The organism is Methanocella sp. MCL-LM (genome assembly GCF_049676595.1).
Classification (GTDB): domain Archaea; phylum Halobacteriota; class Methanocellia; order Methanocellales; family Methanocellaceae; genus Methanocella_A.
In genome coordinates this window covers 2,805,235-2,819,358 of sequence record NZ_CP187259.1, presented here as the reverse complement: position 1 = coordinate 2,819,358, position 14,124 = coordinate 2,805,235, and the positions used below count along the sequence as shown (strand labels likewise).

Annotated in this window: 16 protein-coding genes; 5 read left to right on the top strand and 11 right to left on the bottom strand. The window is 56.6% G+C overall.

Annotation, left to right across the window (positions count from 1 at the left end):
- Window positions 1-3 precede the first annotated feature (3 nt).
- From dnaK to ACPLPM_RS14410, 3 genes are all read left to right on the top strand, one after another.
- On the top strand, window positions 4-1,881 hold the full coding sequence (dnaK, locus tag ACPLPM_RS14420; protein ID WP_424357472.1) for a molecular chaperone DnaK: 1,878 nt from the start codon (window positions 4-6) through the stop codon (window positions 1,879-1,881).
- A gap of 22 nt (window positions 1,882-1,903) precedes the next feature.
- Window positions 1,904-3,046 carry a molecular chaperone DnaJ gene (gene dnaJ / locus ACPLPM_RS14415; RefSeq protein ID WP_424357471.1) on the top strand — a complete coding sequence of 381 codons (1,143 nt, stop codon included), beginning with the start codon at window positions 1,904-1,906 and terminating at the stop codon, window positions 3,044-3,046.
- A gap of 115 nt (window positions 3,047-3,161) precedes the next feature.
- Window positions 3,162-3,518 carry a hypothetical protein gene (locus tag ACPLPM_RS14410; RefSeq protein WP_424357470.1) on the top strand — a complete coding sequence of 119 codons (357 nt, stop codon included), beginning with the start codon at window positions 3,162-3,164 and terminating at the stop codon, window positions 3,516-3,518.
- Window positions 3,519-3,672: 154 nt separating this feature from the next.
- Here the strand turns inward: ACPLPM_RS14410 and ACPLPM_RS14405 are convergent, their stop codons facing one another.
- The 3 genes from ACPLPM_RS14405 to ACPLPM_RS14395 are packed head-to-tail and all read right to left on the bottom strand — an operon-like array spanning window position 3,673 to window position 6,888.
- The gene (locus ACPLPM_RS14405) at window positions 3,673-5,172 is read right to left on the bottom strand and encodes a small ribosomal subunit Rsm22 family protein (RefSeq protein WP_424357469.1); all 1,500 of its coding nucleotides are present in this window, start codon (window positions 5,170-5,172) and stop codon (window positions 3,673-3,675) included.
- 46 nt (window positions 5,173-5,218) lie between these two features.
- Window positions 5,219-5,542, bottom strand: a complete 324-nt coding sequence (locus ACPLPM_RS14400; protein WP_424357468.1) for a hypothetical protein — start codon at window positions 5,540-5,542, stop codon at window positions 5,219-5,221.
- Entirely contained in the window at window positions 5,539-6,888 is a 1,350-nt protein-coding gene (locus ACPLPM_RS14395; protein WP_424357467.1) for a tetratricopeptide repeat protein, read from the bottom strand. Before ACPLPM_RS14395 ends, ACPLPM_RS14400 begins: the two co-directional genes overlap by 4 nt.
- Before the next feature lie 503 nt (window positions 6,889-7,391).
- On the opposite strand from ACPLPM_RS14395, the gene ACPLPM_RS14390 reads away from it, so the two are divergent.
- On the top strand, window positions 7,392-8,156 hold the full coding sequence (locus ACPLPM_RS14390; RefSeq protein WP_424357466.1) for a hypothetical protein: 765 nt from the start codon (window positions 7,392-7,394) through the stop codon (window positions 8,154-8,156).
- Between the two features lie 21 nt (window positions 8,157-8,177).
- Here the strand turns inward: ACPLPM_RS14390 and ACPLPM_RS14385 are convergent, their stop codons facing one another.
- The 5 genes from ACPLPM_RS14385 to ACPLPM_RS14365 all read right to left on the bottom strand — a co-directional run bounded on the left by ACPLPM_RS14385 (window position 8,178) and on the right by ACPLPM_RS14365 (window position 11,359).
- A complete protein-coding gene (locus ACPLPM_RS14385; RefSeq protein WP_424357465.1) occupies window positions 8,178-8,633 on the bottom strand; it encodes a universal stress protein in 456 nt (151 codons plus the stop codon).
- 86 nt (window positions 8,634-8,719) lie between these two features.
- Window positions 8,720-9,067 carry an ArsR/SmtB family transcription factor gene (locus ACPLPM_RS14380; protein WP_424357464.1) on the bottom strand — a complete coding sequence of 116 codons (348 nt, stop codon included), beginning with the start codon at window positions 9,065-9,067 and terminating at the stop codon, window positions 8,720-8,722.
- A gap of 80 nt (window positions 9,068-9,147) precedes the next feature.
- On the bottom strand, window positions 9,148-9,747 hold the full coding sequence (locus tag ACPLPM_RS14375) for a nitroreductase family protein (protein WP_424357463.1): 600 nt from the start codon (window positions 9,745-9,747) through the stop codon (window positions 9,148-9,150).
- A gap of 139 nt (window positions 9,748-9,886) precedes the next feature.
- Window positions 9,887-10,639: a hypothetical protein gene (locus ACPLPM_RS14370; protein ID WP_424357462.1), complete on the bottom strand. Its 753-nt coding sequence runs from the start codon at window positions 10,637-10,639 to the stop codon at window positions 9,887-9,889.
- A 93-nt stretch (window positions 10,640-10,732) separates the two neighbouring features.
- Window positions 10,733-11,359, bottom strand: a complete 627-nt coding sequence (locus tag ACPLPM_RS14365; protein WP_424357461.1) for a LysE/ArgO family amino acid transporter — start codon at window positions 11,357-11,359, stop codon at window positions 10,733-10,735.
- An 89-nt stretch (window positions 11,360-11,448) separates the two neighbouring features.
- Here ACPLPM_RS14365 and ACPLPM_RS14360 point away from each other — a divergent pair, with 89 nt between their 5' ends.
- Window positions 11,449-11,835 carry an ASCH domain-containing protein gene (locus ACPLPM_RS14360; RefSeq protein WP_424357460.1) on the top strand — a complete coding sequence of 129 codons (387 nt, stop codon included), beginning with the start codon at window positions 11,449-11,451 and terminating at the stop codon, window positions 11,833-11,835.
- Between the two features lie 289 nt (window positions 11,836-12,124).
- Here ACPLPM_RS14360 and ACPLPM_RS14355 read toward each other — a convergent pair whose 3' ends face one another.
- The 3 genes from ACPLPM_RS14355 to ACPLPM_RS14345 form a co-directional block, all read right to left on the bottom strand.
- Window positions 12,125-12,766 (bottom strand): carboxypeptidase-like regulatory domain-containing protein, encoded by a 642-nt coding sequence (locus tag ACPLPM_RS14355; protein ID WP_424357459.1) that lies wholly within the window; start codon window positions 12,764-12,766, stop codon window positions 12,125-12,127.
- Window positions 12,750-13,277, bottom strand: a complete 528-nt coding sequence (locus ACPLPM_RS14350; RefSeq protein WP_424357458.1) for a DnaJ domain-containing protein — start codon at window positions 13,275-13,277, stop codon at window positions 12,750-12,752. The genes ACPLPM_RS14355 and ACPLPM_RS14350 overlap by 17 nt, the downstream gene beginning before the upstream one ends.
- 61 nt (window positions 13,278-13,338) lie before the next feature.
- Window positions 13,339-14,055, bottom strand: coding sequence for an HAD family hydrolase (locus ACPLPM_RS14345; RefSeq protein WP_424357457.1), 717 nt, complete (start codon window positions 14,053-14,055; stop codon window positions 13,339-13,341).
- Window positions 14,056-14,124 lie beyond the last annotated feature (69 nt).

The window sequence follows — 14,124 nt, the reverse complement described above, 5'->3', positions numbered from 1 at the left end:
CAAATGTCCAAAATTCTAGGAATTGACTTAGGGACCAGCAACTCAGAAGCGGCAATCATGGAGGGCGGCAAGCCCGTTATCATCCCCAGCGCGGAAGGCGCGAGGATGTTCCCGTCAGTAGTGGCGTTCACGAAGTCCGGCGAGAGGCTGGTCGGAGAAGCGGCCAGGCGCCAGGCTGTGACCAACCCCGAGCGCACGATCATGGCCATCAAGCGCAAGATGGGTACTGACTACAAGGTCGACATCGACGGCAAGAAATACACCCCGCAGGAAATCTCTGCCATGATCCTCCAGAAGATCAAGCAGGATGCGGAAGCTTACCTGGGCGAGAAGATCACGAAGGCAGTCATCACTGTGCCGGCGTACTTCAACGACAACCAGCGCCAGGCGACCAAGGATGCAGGCACCATCGCAGGCCTGGAAGTCCTCCGTGTCATCAACGAGCCGACCGCGGCAGCGCTCGCCTTCGGCCTGGACAAGAAGGGCAGCCAGAAGATCCTGGTCTTCGACCTGGGCGGCGGCACCCTCGATGTCACCATCATGGAGATGGGCGACGGAGTATTCGAAGTACTCTCCACGTCGGGCGACACCCAGCTGGGCGGCACCGATATGGACAACAAGATCATCGACTACATCGCCAGCCAGTTCAAGAAGGACACGGGCATCGACCTCCGCAACGACAAGATGGCGATGCAGCGGCTCAGGGACTCGGCAGAGAAGGCCAAGATCGAGCTCTCCAGCACCCTGCAGACCCAGATCAATTTACCCTTCATCACCGCAGACGCCAGCGGTCCCAAGCACCTCGACATGGTGCTCACCAGGGCCAAGCTCGAAGAATTAGTGAGAGACGTCGTCGACCGCTGCTACGCCCCGATGAGGCAGGCGATCTCCGACGCAAAGCTCGCGGCCAACCAGATCGACAGGATCATCCTGGTCGGCGGCCCGACGAGGATGCCGGTCGTCATCGAGACGATCAAGAAGTTCTTCGGCAAGGAGCCGGAGCGCGGCATCGACCCGATGGAGTGCGTCGCGATGGGCGCCTCGATCCAGGGCGGCGTAATGGCCGGAGAGGTCAAGGACCTGCTGCTGCTGGACGTCACCCCGCTCAGCCTCGGCATCGAGACTCTCGGCAACGTGGCCACCAGGCTCATCGAGCGCAACACCACGATCCCGACGAGGAAGAGCCAGGTGTTCTCCACCGCGGCCGACAACCAGACCTCGGTAGAGATCCACGTCATCCAGGGCGAGAGGCCTATGGCCTACGACAACACCACGCTGGGCAGGTTCCACCTGATCGGCATCCCGTCGGCACCCCGTGGCATCCCCCAGATCGAGGTCACCTTCGACATCGACGCCAACGGCATCATGAATGTCAAGGCCAAGGACCTGGGCACTGGCAAGGAGCAGGCGATCACAATCACCGCGTCGACGAAACTTGACAAGACCGACATCGAGCGCATGGTCAAGGACGCCGAGAAGTTCGCGGCCGACGATGCGGCGAAGAAGGAGAAGGCCGAGGTTATGAACCAGGCAGATACCCTGCTCTACTCTTCCGAGAAGACGCTCGCGGACGCGGCCGACAAGATCACCGCAGACCAGAAGGAGCGCGTCACCAAGGGCTCCGATGCTCTGCGCGAAGCCCAGAAGACCGGCGATCTCGAGAAGATCAAGGCCGCGACAGCGGACCTCACCAAGACCATGAACGAGGTGGCCACTGTCCTGTACCAGAACGCCCAGCAGCAGTACCAGCAGCAACAGGCCCAGCAACAGCAGGCCCAACAGCAGGGTCAGCCAGGTGGCCAGCAAACCTCTGGCAGCAGCCCGGGCAAGGACCCGAATGTCGTGGACGCCGACTACGAAGTAGTCAACGACAAGAAGTAAAAACGCTTCCGGGGATTGTACTGTGGCTGGAAACAAGCGAGACTACTATGAGGTACTTGGAGTCGACAAGAGCGCTGGCGTGGACGATATAAAGAAGGCGTACCGCAAGCTTGCGCTCCAGTACCATCCCGACCGGAACAAAGAGGCCGGGGCCGAGGAGAAGTTCAAGGAGATCTCCGAGGCCTACGCCGTCCTGTCCGATGAGCAGAAACGGTCCAAATATGACCAGTACGGCCACGCGGGCATGGAAGGCTACTCTCAGTCGGACATCTTCAACAACTTCGACATCTTCAGGGACATGGGGTTCGGGGACTACGACAACCTGTTCGACATGTTCTTCGGCCGGGGAGGCGGCGGCTCCAGAGGCCAGCCTAACCGGGGCAGCGACCTCAGGCACGAGGTCGACATCGACTTCAAAGAAGCGGCCTTCGGCTGCGAAAAAGAAGTCGTCGTCCCCCGCCTGGAGCCCTGCGACGTGTGCAACGGCTCGGGTGCGAAGCCCGGGACGAAGGTCACCACCTGTCCTCAGTGTAACGGCAGTGGCCAGGTGCGTCAGGTGACCCAGAGCCTGTTCGGCCAGATGGTCCGGGTAGGCCCCTGCGCCCGCTGCGCTGGAAAAGGCAAGACCTTCGACACCCCGTGCCCCGAATGCAAGGGCAAGGGCAGGACCCGCAAAGTCCGCAAAGTCCTGGTCCGGGTACCCGCAGGCGTCGACAACGGCCTGCAGCTCCGCATCACAGGGGAAGGCGAGCCCGCCCCGATGCCCGGCGGCATGCCCGGCGACCTCTATGTCCACATCCGGGTAAGGCCCCACCCGTTCTTCCAGCGGTACGGCGAGGATATCGCCTGCCTCATGCCCATCTCCTTCGCCCAGGCGGCGGTAGGCGACGAGGTCGAGGTTGAGACGCTGACCGGCAAAGCCCGGATCAAAATTCCGGCCGGCACCCAGACCGACACCGTTTTCCGGTTGAAGGGCGAGGGTATCCAGAGCTTACGAGCCAACAGGCGAGGCGACATGCACGTCAAAGTCGTGATCAAGACGCCGGCAAAGCTCTCTGATAGCCAGCGGAAGATGTATGCCGAGATCCTGGCCGCCGAGAAGGAAGAGGCGAAGAAGGGCAAGCATAAGAATATCTTTGAGAAGATCGGCGACGCGTTCAAATAAGAGCGCTGAGCCGAAGTCTCTTTTTTAATCCAGAAATAACTATTTAATTGAACTAGCCCATATCTCATATACTTATAAGCATCCGCGGCTGCCGGAACTTGCAGGAGATATGATCATGCCCTCTCGCGAAGATATGCTCGAACACGCCAACCAGAACATCAACGCCATCATCGCCAAGATGCTCGCCGACGAGGAAGAGCTGGAAAAAGATGTCAGGAATCTTGAGCACTACTCGGATGTCTTCCTCATGCTCCTGGATCTGGACGAGAAGCAGAAAAACTGGACCTCGGACGTGTGGAAGGGTGAAATCCACGAGCTGTACGAGCCCCTGATGGAGCTCCGGCGGAACATCCTGATCATCCGGGAACGATTCTGGACCTCCGGAGAAAAAGCCCGGGACTATACAAAAGACCCCGAGCCGCCCGCCGATATTCCGGTCGATGGCACCAAAGCCCGGAGGCTAAACCATTAACTATCGTATCTTTCATTATTTACCGCAGAGAGCACAGAGAGGCACATAGATTTTTCGATATGGATTATGAACTTTTCACTTTTTAAAGTAAATCTCTGTGCGTCTCGGTGAGTCTCTGTGCATCTCCGCGGTTAAAAGCGAAAATGCTGTGCCGTTACTCTTCGCTCTCCTCAGCGTTGACCGAAGTGACGATGGAGCCCTTGCTGACCAGTAAGTTGATCGAGTCGTTCTCTTTGTTGTACCGGACCAGCACGTTCTCAAAGTGCAGGACATCGCCATATTTCGCCTTTATCAGCGCCTCGTTGTCAGGCTTGACGTTGTGCTGGGCCAGCATGGCGTAAGTCTGCCCGGCGGGGGTGCCGTCGCAGATCTTGAAGACGTGGTCTTTCTTATCTCCAAGATCGCCGGACATAACGGTGGCGACGACGTTCAGGCGCTTTTCGACGTGCTTTTTGAGCATGGAGAGCCGCATGACGCTCGCCTTTCTGGGTACTCGGTACTTCTCCCGGGTGAGGCTGTCCTTCCTCAGGATTGCATAGGAAAATTTAATGTCCGTATTCAGGTACTTGTAAGACTCTTCCGTGTCCGCCAGCTTCTTCATGAGGTCTGGAGGCTGGATGTCCGCCTTCTCTTCGAAGCTCCAGCACATGTCTGCCTTGCACTTGTCACACCATATGAATGCACAGGGGCTGTATATGCCCAGGCCTTTGTCGAGCAGCTTTCTCACCAGCCTGCGCATCCTCGTGGAGTTCTCCTTATCGGCCGGCTCGATAATGACAATATTGCCGTCGGGCGCCAGATGGGATGCCATGGCAGCGACCGCATCTACTTTAGCGTCGAAGGGGGCGTCGATCTCGTTGAGGACGTTGGAGAAGACCATCAGGTCGATGCCATCCGGCACAGCAGGCTTATCCATAAGATCGGCCTTCACTGGCTTCTCGATCTTTACCCGGCCTTTCAGCCCGGCATATTCCGGCACCAGGATCGTATAAGCTTCTATGTTCTCGTCGTACTTCTCCAGCGTATAAACAGTTGCTTCCGCTTTGTCCAGGCGGTTGTAGAAATCGACGATGGCGAGCGGTATTGTGCCCGGGCCTGTGCCGATATCCAGTACCTTGATCCTGTCTTTGAGCAGGCCGTCCTTGAGCAGGTCCTGGAGAAGATACTGGAACTGGACGAAGTAGACCGGGAACTGGTAAGTCAGATATCCTAGAACGCTGTAGCCGCTGGCATAGTCGATCTGGCGGGCTTTGCCCTCCTTCCAGTACTGGGTTTTCTGCGCCTGGACGGCTTGCCGGAGCTTCTCCAGCACCGCGGGGTCATCGTACTGCCTGTGGGTTTTCCTTTCCACGTAGTTCTCTATGAGCCGCTCAAGCTTCCTTGATACCCTCGGAGCCTTGAAAAAGGTCTCTACTCTATCCAGTTCCTCTTTGCCAGGCGTAAGCCGGACCGGCGTCGGCAGCCGCTCGATGCGGTAGTCCTCACCCTCCGGCGTCGCCCGGAGCCCTGTTTCGTCCAGCAGCGGCTCGACCACCTTATAGACGTCCGCCGTGCTCACTTCCTCATTCGTATAGTCCCGCAGCTCGGAAAGCATGAAGGATGGCTTCATCCTCGAAACGTACTTCAGGGCTGAGACGATCTCCCGGTCACTCATCGCTGTCACTTTACCTGTGTCGAGTATAAAAGGGTTACCTACCTGCCTACCAGCGCCTCGCCATGAGGAGGCTGGAGAAGCGGGGGTGCCGCCTGATCACGTCCCTCTCAATGGGGTGGATATCCCCGTGCCTGCAGTCGAGCGCCAGCGCCTGGCGTAGCTGTTCTCTGGAGTACAATACACCTTCTACGTAGTCGATGCTACACGAGTAGTTCAGGGCTGAGGCGAAATAGTTCGCAGCTGTCGTGTACTCTTTTTTACCCTTGGCTGCCAGGCCTATGTTTATGAGCTGATCAGCCACGTTCCTGGAATTGCCCGCTTCCCGGGAAGTCCTGAGGGCTTTTTTAAAGTTTGAGGCCGGCCAGCTCAAACTCCCGCATGCTCAGGTACACAATGCCCATCTGGCCATAAGTAGCGGTTCGCATCTGGCGGGCCGTCAGCCTGCCTGTATACGGAGAACGAGCTTTCGGCTTCCTCAAAGGCTCTAAGCGCCGCATTCGGGTTTCCCAGGGCCATATAGCAGGTGCCTATGTTGTTTCCCAGGGTCATCGCATCGCATTCGTCTGTGCTGCCGGCCCTCGCTTCCCTGAAGCTGTCGATCGCAAGCCCCGGATTGCCCAACTCATACTGTAGAATACCAGTGTAAAACTTGATCAGCGATCGGATTTTCCGATCGGCGAGCCCGAGGCCCGCATCGAACGTCTCGATCGCCTCCTCGTAGGCCTTCAGGTGCACTTTAATGCAGCCTGAAAGCAGGCAGTCGTATGCTTTCAGATCTGCCTCAGGTGCTATCTCGTAAGCTTTTTCTGCGAACTGCGCGGCCGGCCCGGGCCTGTCAGCCAGCAGGCTGTTCAGCGCCAGCAACGCGAAATATCCGTGCCGAAGGTACCGGTTTGCAGGCCCGGGGCGCAGCGTTGTTATGTACTCTGCCAGCTGCAGGGACGGGAGGATGTTAAAAAGCATGATTGACAGGGCCGTGATCAGGTCTTGCTTATCTTGTTCGTTCTCCGGCCAGTCTCTGAGCTTTTCCAGGGCCCGGGTCAGCGGTCTTGCCGCCTCCGCTTTCCGCTTCTTCTCCTGCATCGTAAAGTACCACGGATAGGCTGACAGCCTGTCCAGGTTTTGCCGGACACTGTCACTTAGCTCCTTACCGAGGCATATCTTATCGTAGCGATCGATCAGGATGTGGATGTATCTTACCATGGCAGTCACCTGGCGTACGTTGCCGGGCAGGGACGAAGTTTCACCGTATTTCCTGCCCGGGAGGTGTCTCAGCTCTGCGATTGTCTCGAATGCCAGGGGATTAGCCAGATCTACTATCTCCTTTTTAATGCCGGCCGTAAACAACGCACCCCGGACCGTCGTTTCCACCCGGTTCAAATACTGGTAAAAGTAGGGAAGAAAATCGTCGAATGCCGGGATTTGTCCTTCCCGGGCAAAAGCGGCAGCAAGCCTCTCGTAGACCTGCCGGGCCAGCGCGTCCACAGCGCTGGAATCGGAAAATGGCAGACGATCATAATCTGTCGAGCGGATGATCGTGGTCATTTCCTCAGTACCCTTGATTCCACAGGGCTTCTTTAGAATCTCTGCCGAGGCGAGGAGCCATTTACCCGCGTCTCTATCATTCAGGCAGCTCGACAAGCGCCGGGCAGTGGAGCTGTCCTTGATGACGCCCAGGTATGTGCCAAGCCTGATCAGGCTTTCCCTGTCATCCATCCGCCCGTCGCACCTCCCGTAAAGTAAAGTCGGAAGCCACGGAGATATAAGTTCACATTTGATCAGACATTCACGGCTCTGTTTTACTCCAGAAATACCGGCCACGTCTACAAGTCCTTCCGGCATCGTTCGCTTAGGGCTGCGAGGATATTCCTGTGTGTCACCAGCCGGTTACCGCGCTGTTGCAGGCTTTGCGCTGTCTCCCCCCGAAATCTGGAAGAAGAAGGGCGCAGAAGGTGACGAATAGGTAGATTCTGACTGCGCAGCAGGCGTTTTTCACGACAAAGTGTTTAAATGATCGGCCAGGATGACTACTCATGTCCGGTATAGCCAGGGAAGACTTGTCCGGTAGGATAGATGCGATCATTTACCGGTCGCGCGGTCCAGATGCTTTTTATGTTTCCGAACATGCCTGTTCTGTTGCCCGTGGCAGACAGCTTGATACTTCGCTTCGTAATCTTACCCGGGAGATCCGGAAGGATGTAGGGCTGGGATTATACGCTTTGCCAAGGCACAGGAGGCTGCATTCTTTCGTGACGCTGGCCCGGGTCACCGTACATCTGAAAACCGGGTACAAGTCCCAGTGGTTCCCCTGCCGTGTAGACGAGGTCGAAGATTACCGGGGCCGGCGCTCCTTCGAGGCGTCCTGCCCGACCAACTACCTCCACGACTCCGGCAAGACCATTAAGGACGCTATCACCAGGCTGTGCGATATCATCGAGACGCGGTACAAGGGCGAAGGCCTGCACGACCTGATGCGGGAGATGCCCAAGTGTCCTATCCTGGCGACGATCGACGTGTCACCTGACCAGCAGTCCCGCTGGGGCACGGCAGTAATATCCCCGGCGGAAGGCGGCTATGAAGCAAGTATTGTCGGGTCTGCAATACGGGCGCATGGCAAAGATCCGTATCTCGCTTTATGTAACGCGGAACAAAAGCTGGCCGAAGCCGGCCTGCCGGCAAATTGCTCCGTCTCTGGCGAACCCGTGTTCTGCGTTGTCGACGTTCCTCTTGCATTGCTGGACGGTACGCACATAAACCGATTTTTAGTTACCATCTCTTCCCACGAAAATGCCGATTCCTCTTTTTACGTTGCCCGTGCTCCTCAGGCTGGCGACATCTTTGTTCAGTCCCGCAGCTTCGACGATGCCATTGGCGGCATCAGCGATGCCATAGCGCTGGAATACCGGGAAAAGGAGCTTAAAGAAGTTACGGAAATGCTCAAGGTCCCGCCCTTCCTGGCCACGGTCAGGCTGCCAGAAATTTAAAAAAAATTTATCGCCTGGCTGTCAGGCTATGTCGATTTTACCCCGCACAACAAGTACGGGACACGGGGCTCTCTTGACAACAGTTTCAGAGACGCTGCCCATGAACATGTATTCAAGGTTGGTCTTACCCAGGTTGCCCACGATGATCATGTCCACTGTTTCGCTCTCCGCGAGCTTGATGATGTCCTCTGCCGGGTAGCCTCTTAAGATGGTAGTGGTGACTTTGACTCCCTGCTCGTTACACTTTGCAGACAGGTACCCGAGCGCTGCTTCGCCTTCTTTCTTCAGCCTCGCATTTTCTGCCTCGTACCCCGAAATGTTGTCGTGGTGCTCGAGAGCGTAGATCTCGAGGCTCTTCATATTGATGACGTAAAGCCCGAGGATCTCGTAGCCGAGCTTCTTGCCCATCGTCACACCGTAATCGACGGCTAAGTTGCTGTATTTCGAGCCGTCCGTAGCGATCAGTATCCTGCCCATGTGTAGTCACCATGATGTTATTGCTGTAACTTTAAAAGCATATCGCGGAAGCTTCCGCAGCCTTCCAGATCGAGCGCCCGGGCTGGCTATCTGGTCCCGAGGGCGTCCAGCACTGCCAGCGCCCGGCTGTCGACGAGCGAGTAGTAAATCCATTTACCCGATCGCTGGTCGTTGATGATGCCCGCGTACTTAAGCACCTTCAGGTGATGGGATACGACTGTCTGGGGCATGTCCATAAGCTGCATCAGCTGGCATACGCAGAGCTCTCCGTCCTTCAGGGCGTAGATGATCCTGACCCTCGCCGGATCAGAGATGGCTTTGAAGAACTCAGACTGCTTTTTGATCTCCTCTGCCGGCGGCATCCCTGGGCGGGAGCATGCAGCCTGGTTCGCAGCGCCACCGCAGCCTGCATCAGTGCCAGTTTTACCTGTCATTACTGGTATGTTCATCGCTCATGTGTAAAATAGTTTTAGAAGCCATGCTGAGGCATGGCTTTGAGTTCTGAGGCTCAAGCCTACTCGATCCATTTCAGCACGACGTCTCTATTTCTGGCAGGTGCCCTGGGACTTTTCTTCTCCGGGTAACCAAAAATCAGGGGGGCTATCAGCTTGTAATCCTGTGGCACGCCTATCTCCTCGAGGAAAGCCGGATCAGAGCCCAGCGCCATGGCCAGGCCAATCCAGCAGCTGCCGATGCCCATCGAATGAGCGGCGAGCATCATGTTACCGGCGGCGAGAGTACAGTCAATATCGCCTCTGAAGGCGTCCGGGCTGGAAAAGACGAGTACTAGAACCGGGGCGTCGTAGAATATGTCCGTTTTTAGACTGGACATAAACTTGACCAGTCCCTGTCTTTCCGGGTCGTCCGAGCCCTGGTACAGCTTCAGCCAGCCCTTCTTAGCCTGCTCGGCATAGCGATGGATCAGCTCTCTGTTCTTGACGATCACGAACCGCCAGGGCTGCTTGTTCACAGCGCTGGGCGCATATGTGCCGGCTTTAATTATCTCCTCAATAATTTCATCTGGTACTGGCTCCGGCGTAAAATTCCTGATCGACCGCCTGCTGTAGATGTTCGACAGGACGGGATTGTCAGTCTTAAGGTCTACTAGTGACATCTCAGGATCTCCCTGGGGCCCGAGTATTATGGGCCGATTATATAATCATATATGTACATACTTAAATCTATCTATATGTATGATCGCATAGTTTTGGACATGAAGAGAAAAAAAGAAAAAGGTCGTTTTTAAGATTTATCTACTGAGAGACTTCGATAGTCCACTCGGCCTGGCCGTTGGCGCTTACCTCTAGCAGGTATGTGCCATCTGCGTCGATTGTCAGGGGCACTGTCCCGTCGAAATTGTTGGCATTGCCAGCGGGCACAGCACGCGCTTCGCTCACGCCAGTGGTGCCGTCATAGAGCTCAACGGTAAAGCCTGCCTGCTTGAGATCAGGGGCGCTGATCTTTAAGTTGACCTGTCCCTCTTTGAGGCTCATCGGTCCGACGACTTTTAAGCCCTTATCCGAGTAGGTCTTCGGTAATGTGTCTGCAGTAGCGCTCATTGGGAGCTTCGTGAAGGTGATCTCGTACTGATCCTTGGCTTCTACGGAGAACTCCATCTCTCCGCCGCTGTAGAATCTCTGCACTTTCTCGAACTCGGCCCAGCCGGTCGTGGCATCAGGGTACTGGCCACCGGGGTTCAAGGTAGAAGTACCCATCTTGAACGTAAACGAGTAGCCCTTATGCTTGTACTCGATGAGGTAGCCGCCTTCCTTGATGTTCGCCTTGACGCTGCCGCCCTTCGAACCGGCGATCTTGAAGTTGTCGCCGTCGTAGGTGACAGTCGGCGCGCCGCCGGTTACCGTGGTGGTACCGCTCGTAGTCGGAGCCGGCGTTGCTTCCCCGCCTGCAGTAGGCGTAGTGGTGGTCGTAGTCGTACATCCGCTCAGCGTCGTGGCAACGATGATGGCCGCCAGGACAGCTAACGTTAGAATTACTTTTCGGGTCATTCCCATAACTCCCTAAGTGCTTGTATTATAATCGCTGTTAGTTAAAAAAGTCTTTGCAAAGTTGCAAAATTGTAAGCTGGCTTGTCCGTATCCCTAAAATACTGCCTGTACCAGCTCGTAGCCAAGCTTGAGCCCGTACAGGATGATGATGATCCCGCAGAGCACGTTGATGCCTCTCATGACCCGGTCGTCGAGCGCACTTTTGAAGACCCTGGTCACTGTGGCGAGGCCGCCGAACCAGAGGCAGGAAGCCGTGACGACTCCCACGATGAACGCGGCAGCCATATCTGTCGGCAGCGACGCCCTCATGCTGCCGAGCAGCATGGTGCCGTCGAGGACCGCCTGCGGGTTCAGCCAGGTCACTGCGAAACAGGCAAGGGTGACTTTCAGCAGCGGCTCGCTGACGTTTACTTCCCGGTCGGTGGCTGGCTTCGACGTGATCATCCGGATGCCAAAGTAGGCCAGCGCCAGGCATCCTACCAGCAGCATCACATTAATCAAAGCTGGCACTTTCTCCAGCAGCAGACCGACCCCGAAGAAGCAGCTGAGCGCCAGAGAAATGTCAAAAGCAGTGGTAATGCCTGCCACCTGGTAGGTGCGCAGCGGCCCCATGCGTAGCGCCGTGTTCATCACGTACAGGTTCTGCATGCCGATGGGGGCCAGGTAGGCCAGACCCAGCAGTACTCCCTGAAGCCAGTACTGCAGAACGGCCGCATCCATGCCATGCCACTGTGTACCCCTCCGATTTATACTTTATCTTTCCGACAGCTATATCTGCCCCGGTACCAATAAGCCCGGGAGGGCTGGCCGTGAAGAAAATCACCTTCTGGGGCAGGGACGAAAACGATGATCACCTGCTGGAGCAGGTGCTCACCGGTAAAAAGACGGTGACCTGCTCGGTGGCATCGGAATACTACGCGGATACCGAAGAGGAGCCTGCCGTGCCTGGCGATGTCCTCCTGGTTACGGACCGGCGGGGCAAGCCGAGGTGCCGGATCCTGGTCGAAAAGGTGTACGAGCTGCCTTTCGGCGAAGCCGGGGAGGAGATCGCCCGGGGTGAGTGCTGTAGCTCCGTAGAAGAGTTCAAGGCTGCGCACCACCGCAGCTGGGCTGAAGAGCTTCAAAAGAAGGGGCTCGTGCTCGACGATCATACGATCCTGGTCGTGGAGCACTTCAGGCTTATATCCCCTGAATAGGCCGGCGTTATTCCTTTAGCCAGCCTTTGCTGAGCCAGCGGGCGTAGTCGGAAGCCCACCGCTCTTTATTGTATTTCTCCGGAAGATGTCCGTCGTTACCCTCGCAGGAGGTGGTGACAGAGAACGCGTACTTGCAGTCGAACAGCTGAGCGTGAATTACGTCTGCCGTGCGGGCTCGAGAGAATGGCGATCACTTTCATAAACAGTAATCGGCAGGGCATGACGATAAAATTTTTTATGTAAAACCAGGCTCCGTGCAGCTATGCGGTACTTTCGCAACCACCCGGGCTTAAACGCGCCTGCTCAGGACCAGCCAGACAACTATGCAGGCCGCTATGAAATGCAGGGCAACCAATATGCCGAACGTTACCCGCAGGATCACCGGGTCGTCGTTACCCTGCTTCTCCCCGGGCGTGGGTCCCGCGGGAATGACTGTTACTATGGGGTCTTCCGTCGGCCCTGTGGTTGAAGTGGGCACAGGTGTGGTCGATATCCGGGGCTGGTTACCGGAGGGTGAAATCACAAAGTCTGTGGTCAGAGTACCTCCGGTCGCGTGCACGATTTCCGGGTAGCGCATGCCATTCACATCCACCATGATGTCGTAAGTGCCTACCGGCACGCCCGTGAACTGGTAGGATCCAGCGTTTGCGCTATCGCCTCCAGAGGTGTACTGGGGGTTTCGGTCTACTGTAGTCAACCCTGTATCGAACGTCTTCCCGTCGATGATCGTCATGTTATACAGCGTTATCTTGGCGCCGCCGATGCCGTTTCCCTGGGTGTCCACGACCCGGCCGTTGATCGCGCAGGTCTGGGCGGGGGGAACGGGCGTGGCCTTCGCGGATGCGGCGGCAGAAAAAGCTGACAATAGCAGGACTGCTAGAATGATCAAAAGGATGACGACGGCCCGGAGCTTTTTACCTGTCCGGGGCATTGTCAGCACCTTCCCCTCTCTTCAGGATACTAAAAGCATCCAGGATCGCGTAGCCCCAGACCAGCAGCGCTAAGATGCCGATCTCAAGCCCGTAGATGACGGCCAGTGCCCAGAAGATGAAATAGCTGACTAGTAGCCATCCGCCCAGCTTTTTCTCGCCCGAGCCAAGCTGTGCAAGGCCGGGCACCAGTAGCGAGAGCAGGAAGATCACTGTCCTTCTGCCGGTCGCAGGTGCTTTCCTGTAGCTTCCGCCGTCCGCCGCGGCTCTCTCCCGGCGGGGGGCTTCCCTGGTATGGGGGTGCTTTGCCGCATCGTAGGTTTCCCGGGCCTTCTGGTCCGACAGCACTTCGTAAGCTTCGGTGACTGCGTTGAAGATCTCTGTGGCGTTGGGCGACTTGTTGATATCGGGATGATACTTCTTCGCCAGTACTCTGTATGCCTTCTTTATCTCGTCTGTCGAGGCCGTGCTTTCCAGGCCAAGGATGGCATAATAGTCTTTCTCGAAGTCCACATCTACCAATAACTATAGTTTATAGTTATAATCCTTTCCGGGCTCGCCAGGCGGTCGGCCCTCACCTGCTCTGTGGGTTTTCTTTCTCCGGCCCAAGCCTCCGGGCGAGGCAGTCTTCGATCTCTGCAAACGACTGCATGATGTCGTCGGCTTCCCGCAGGTACTCCGGCGGCAGCGTTGTGGTCACGGCAATCACGTAGCCTGCGCCGGCCGCTTTTGCCGACTTGATCCCGAGCGGTGCGTTCTCGACTACTACGCAGTTCTCTCCGGGTATGCCGAGCTTCTCCATGCCTTTCCTGTAAGGATCGGGAAACGGCTTGCCCCGGGGCGTGTCATCTCCGGTCACGATTGTATCAAAAGAGTTCGCCAGGCCGACTTTGCCCAGGGTCTTCCGGACCGACACCAGGTTGCTGCCTGTGATCAGCGCCAGCTTAATGCCCTGTTCCCGCAGCATCTGCAGAGTTTCTGGCACGGCAGGGTATGATGCTGCCTGCTCCACGGCGAGAGCGCGATAAATCTCCCGCTTCTCCTCTACCAGCTTCCTGATCACTTCTTCGTCGAGCCCGGCACCTTTGACCCTGACGATCTCCCGGCCCACGTCCATCGACGGCATGCCCTCGAGGACGTAGATATCCAGCTTGCTCACGGCGATGCCGTACTTCTCGAAGGCCCTGCGATAGGCTTCGTAGTGCAGGCTCATCGTGTCGGTGATCACGCCATCCAAGTCAAAGAGGACTGCTTTATATCTACCAGTATCGATTCGGCAGGTTCTGGCCATCAATATTAAAAGTATCTTAAACCTCTTATACTTACTCTAATATCGGCATACTATGCCCTGCTTAAGCAA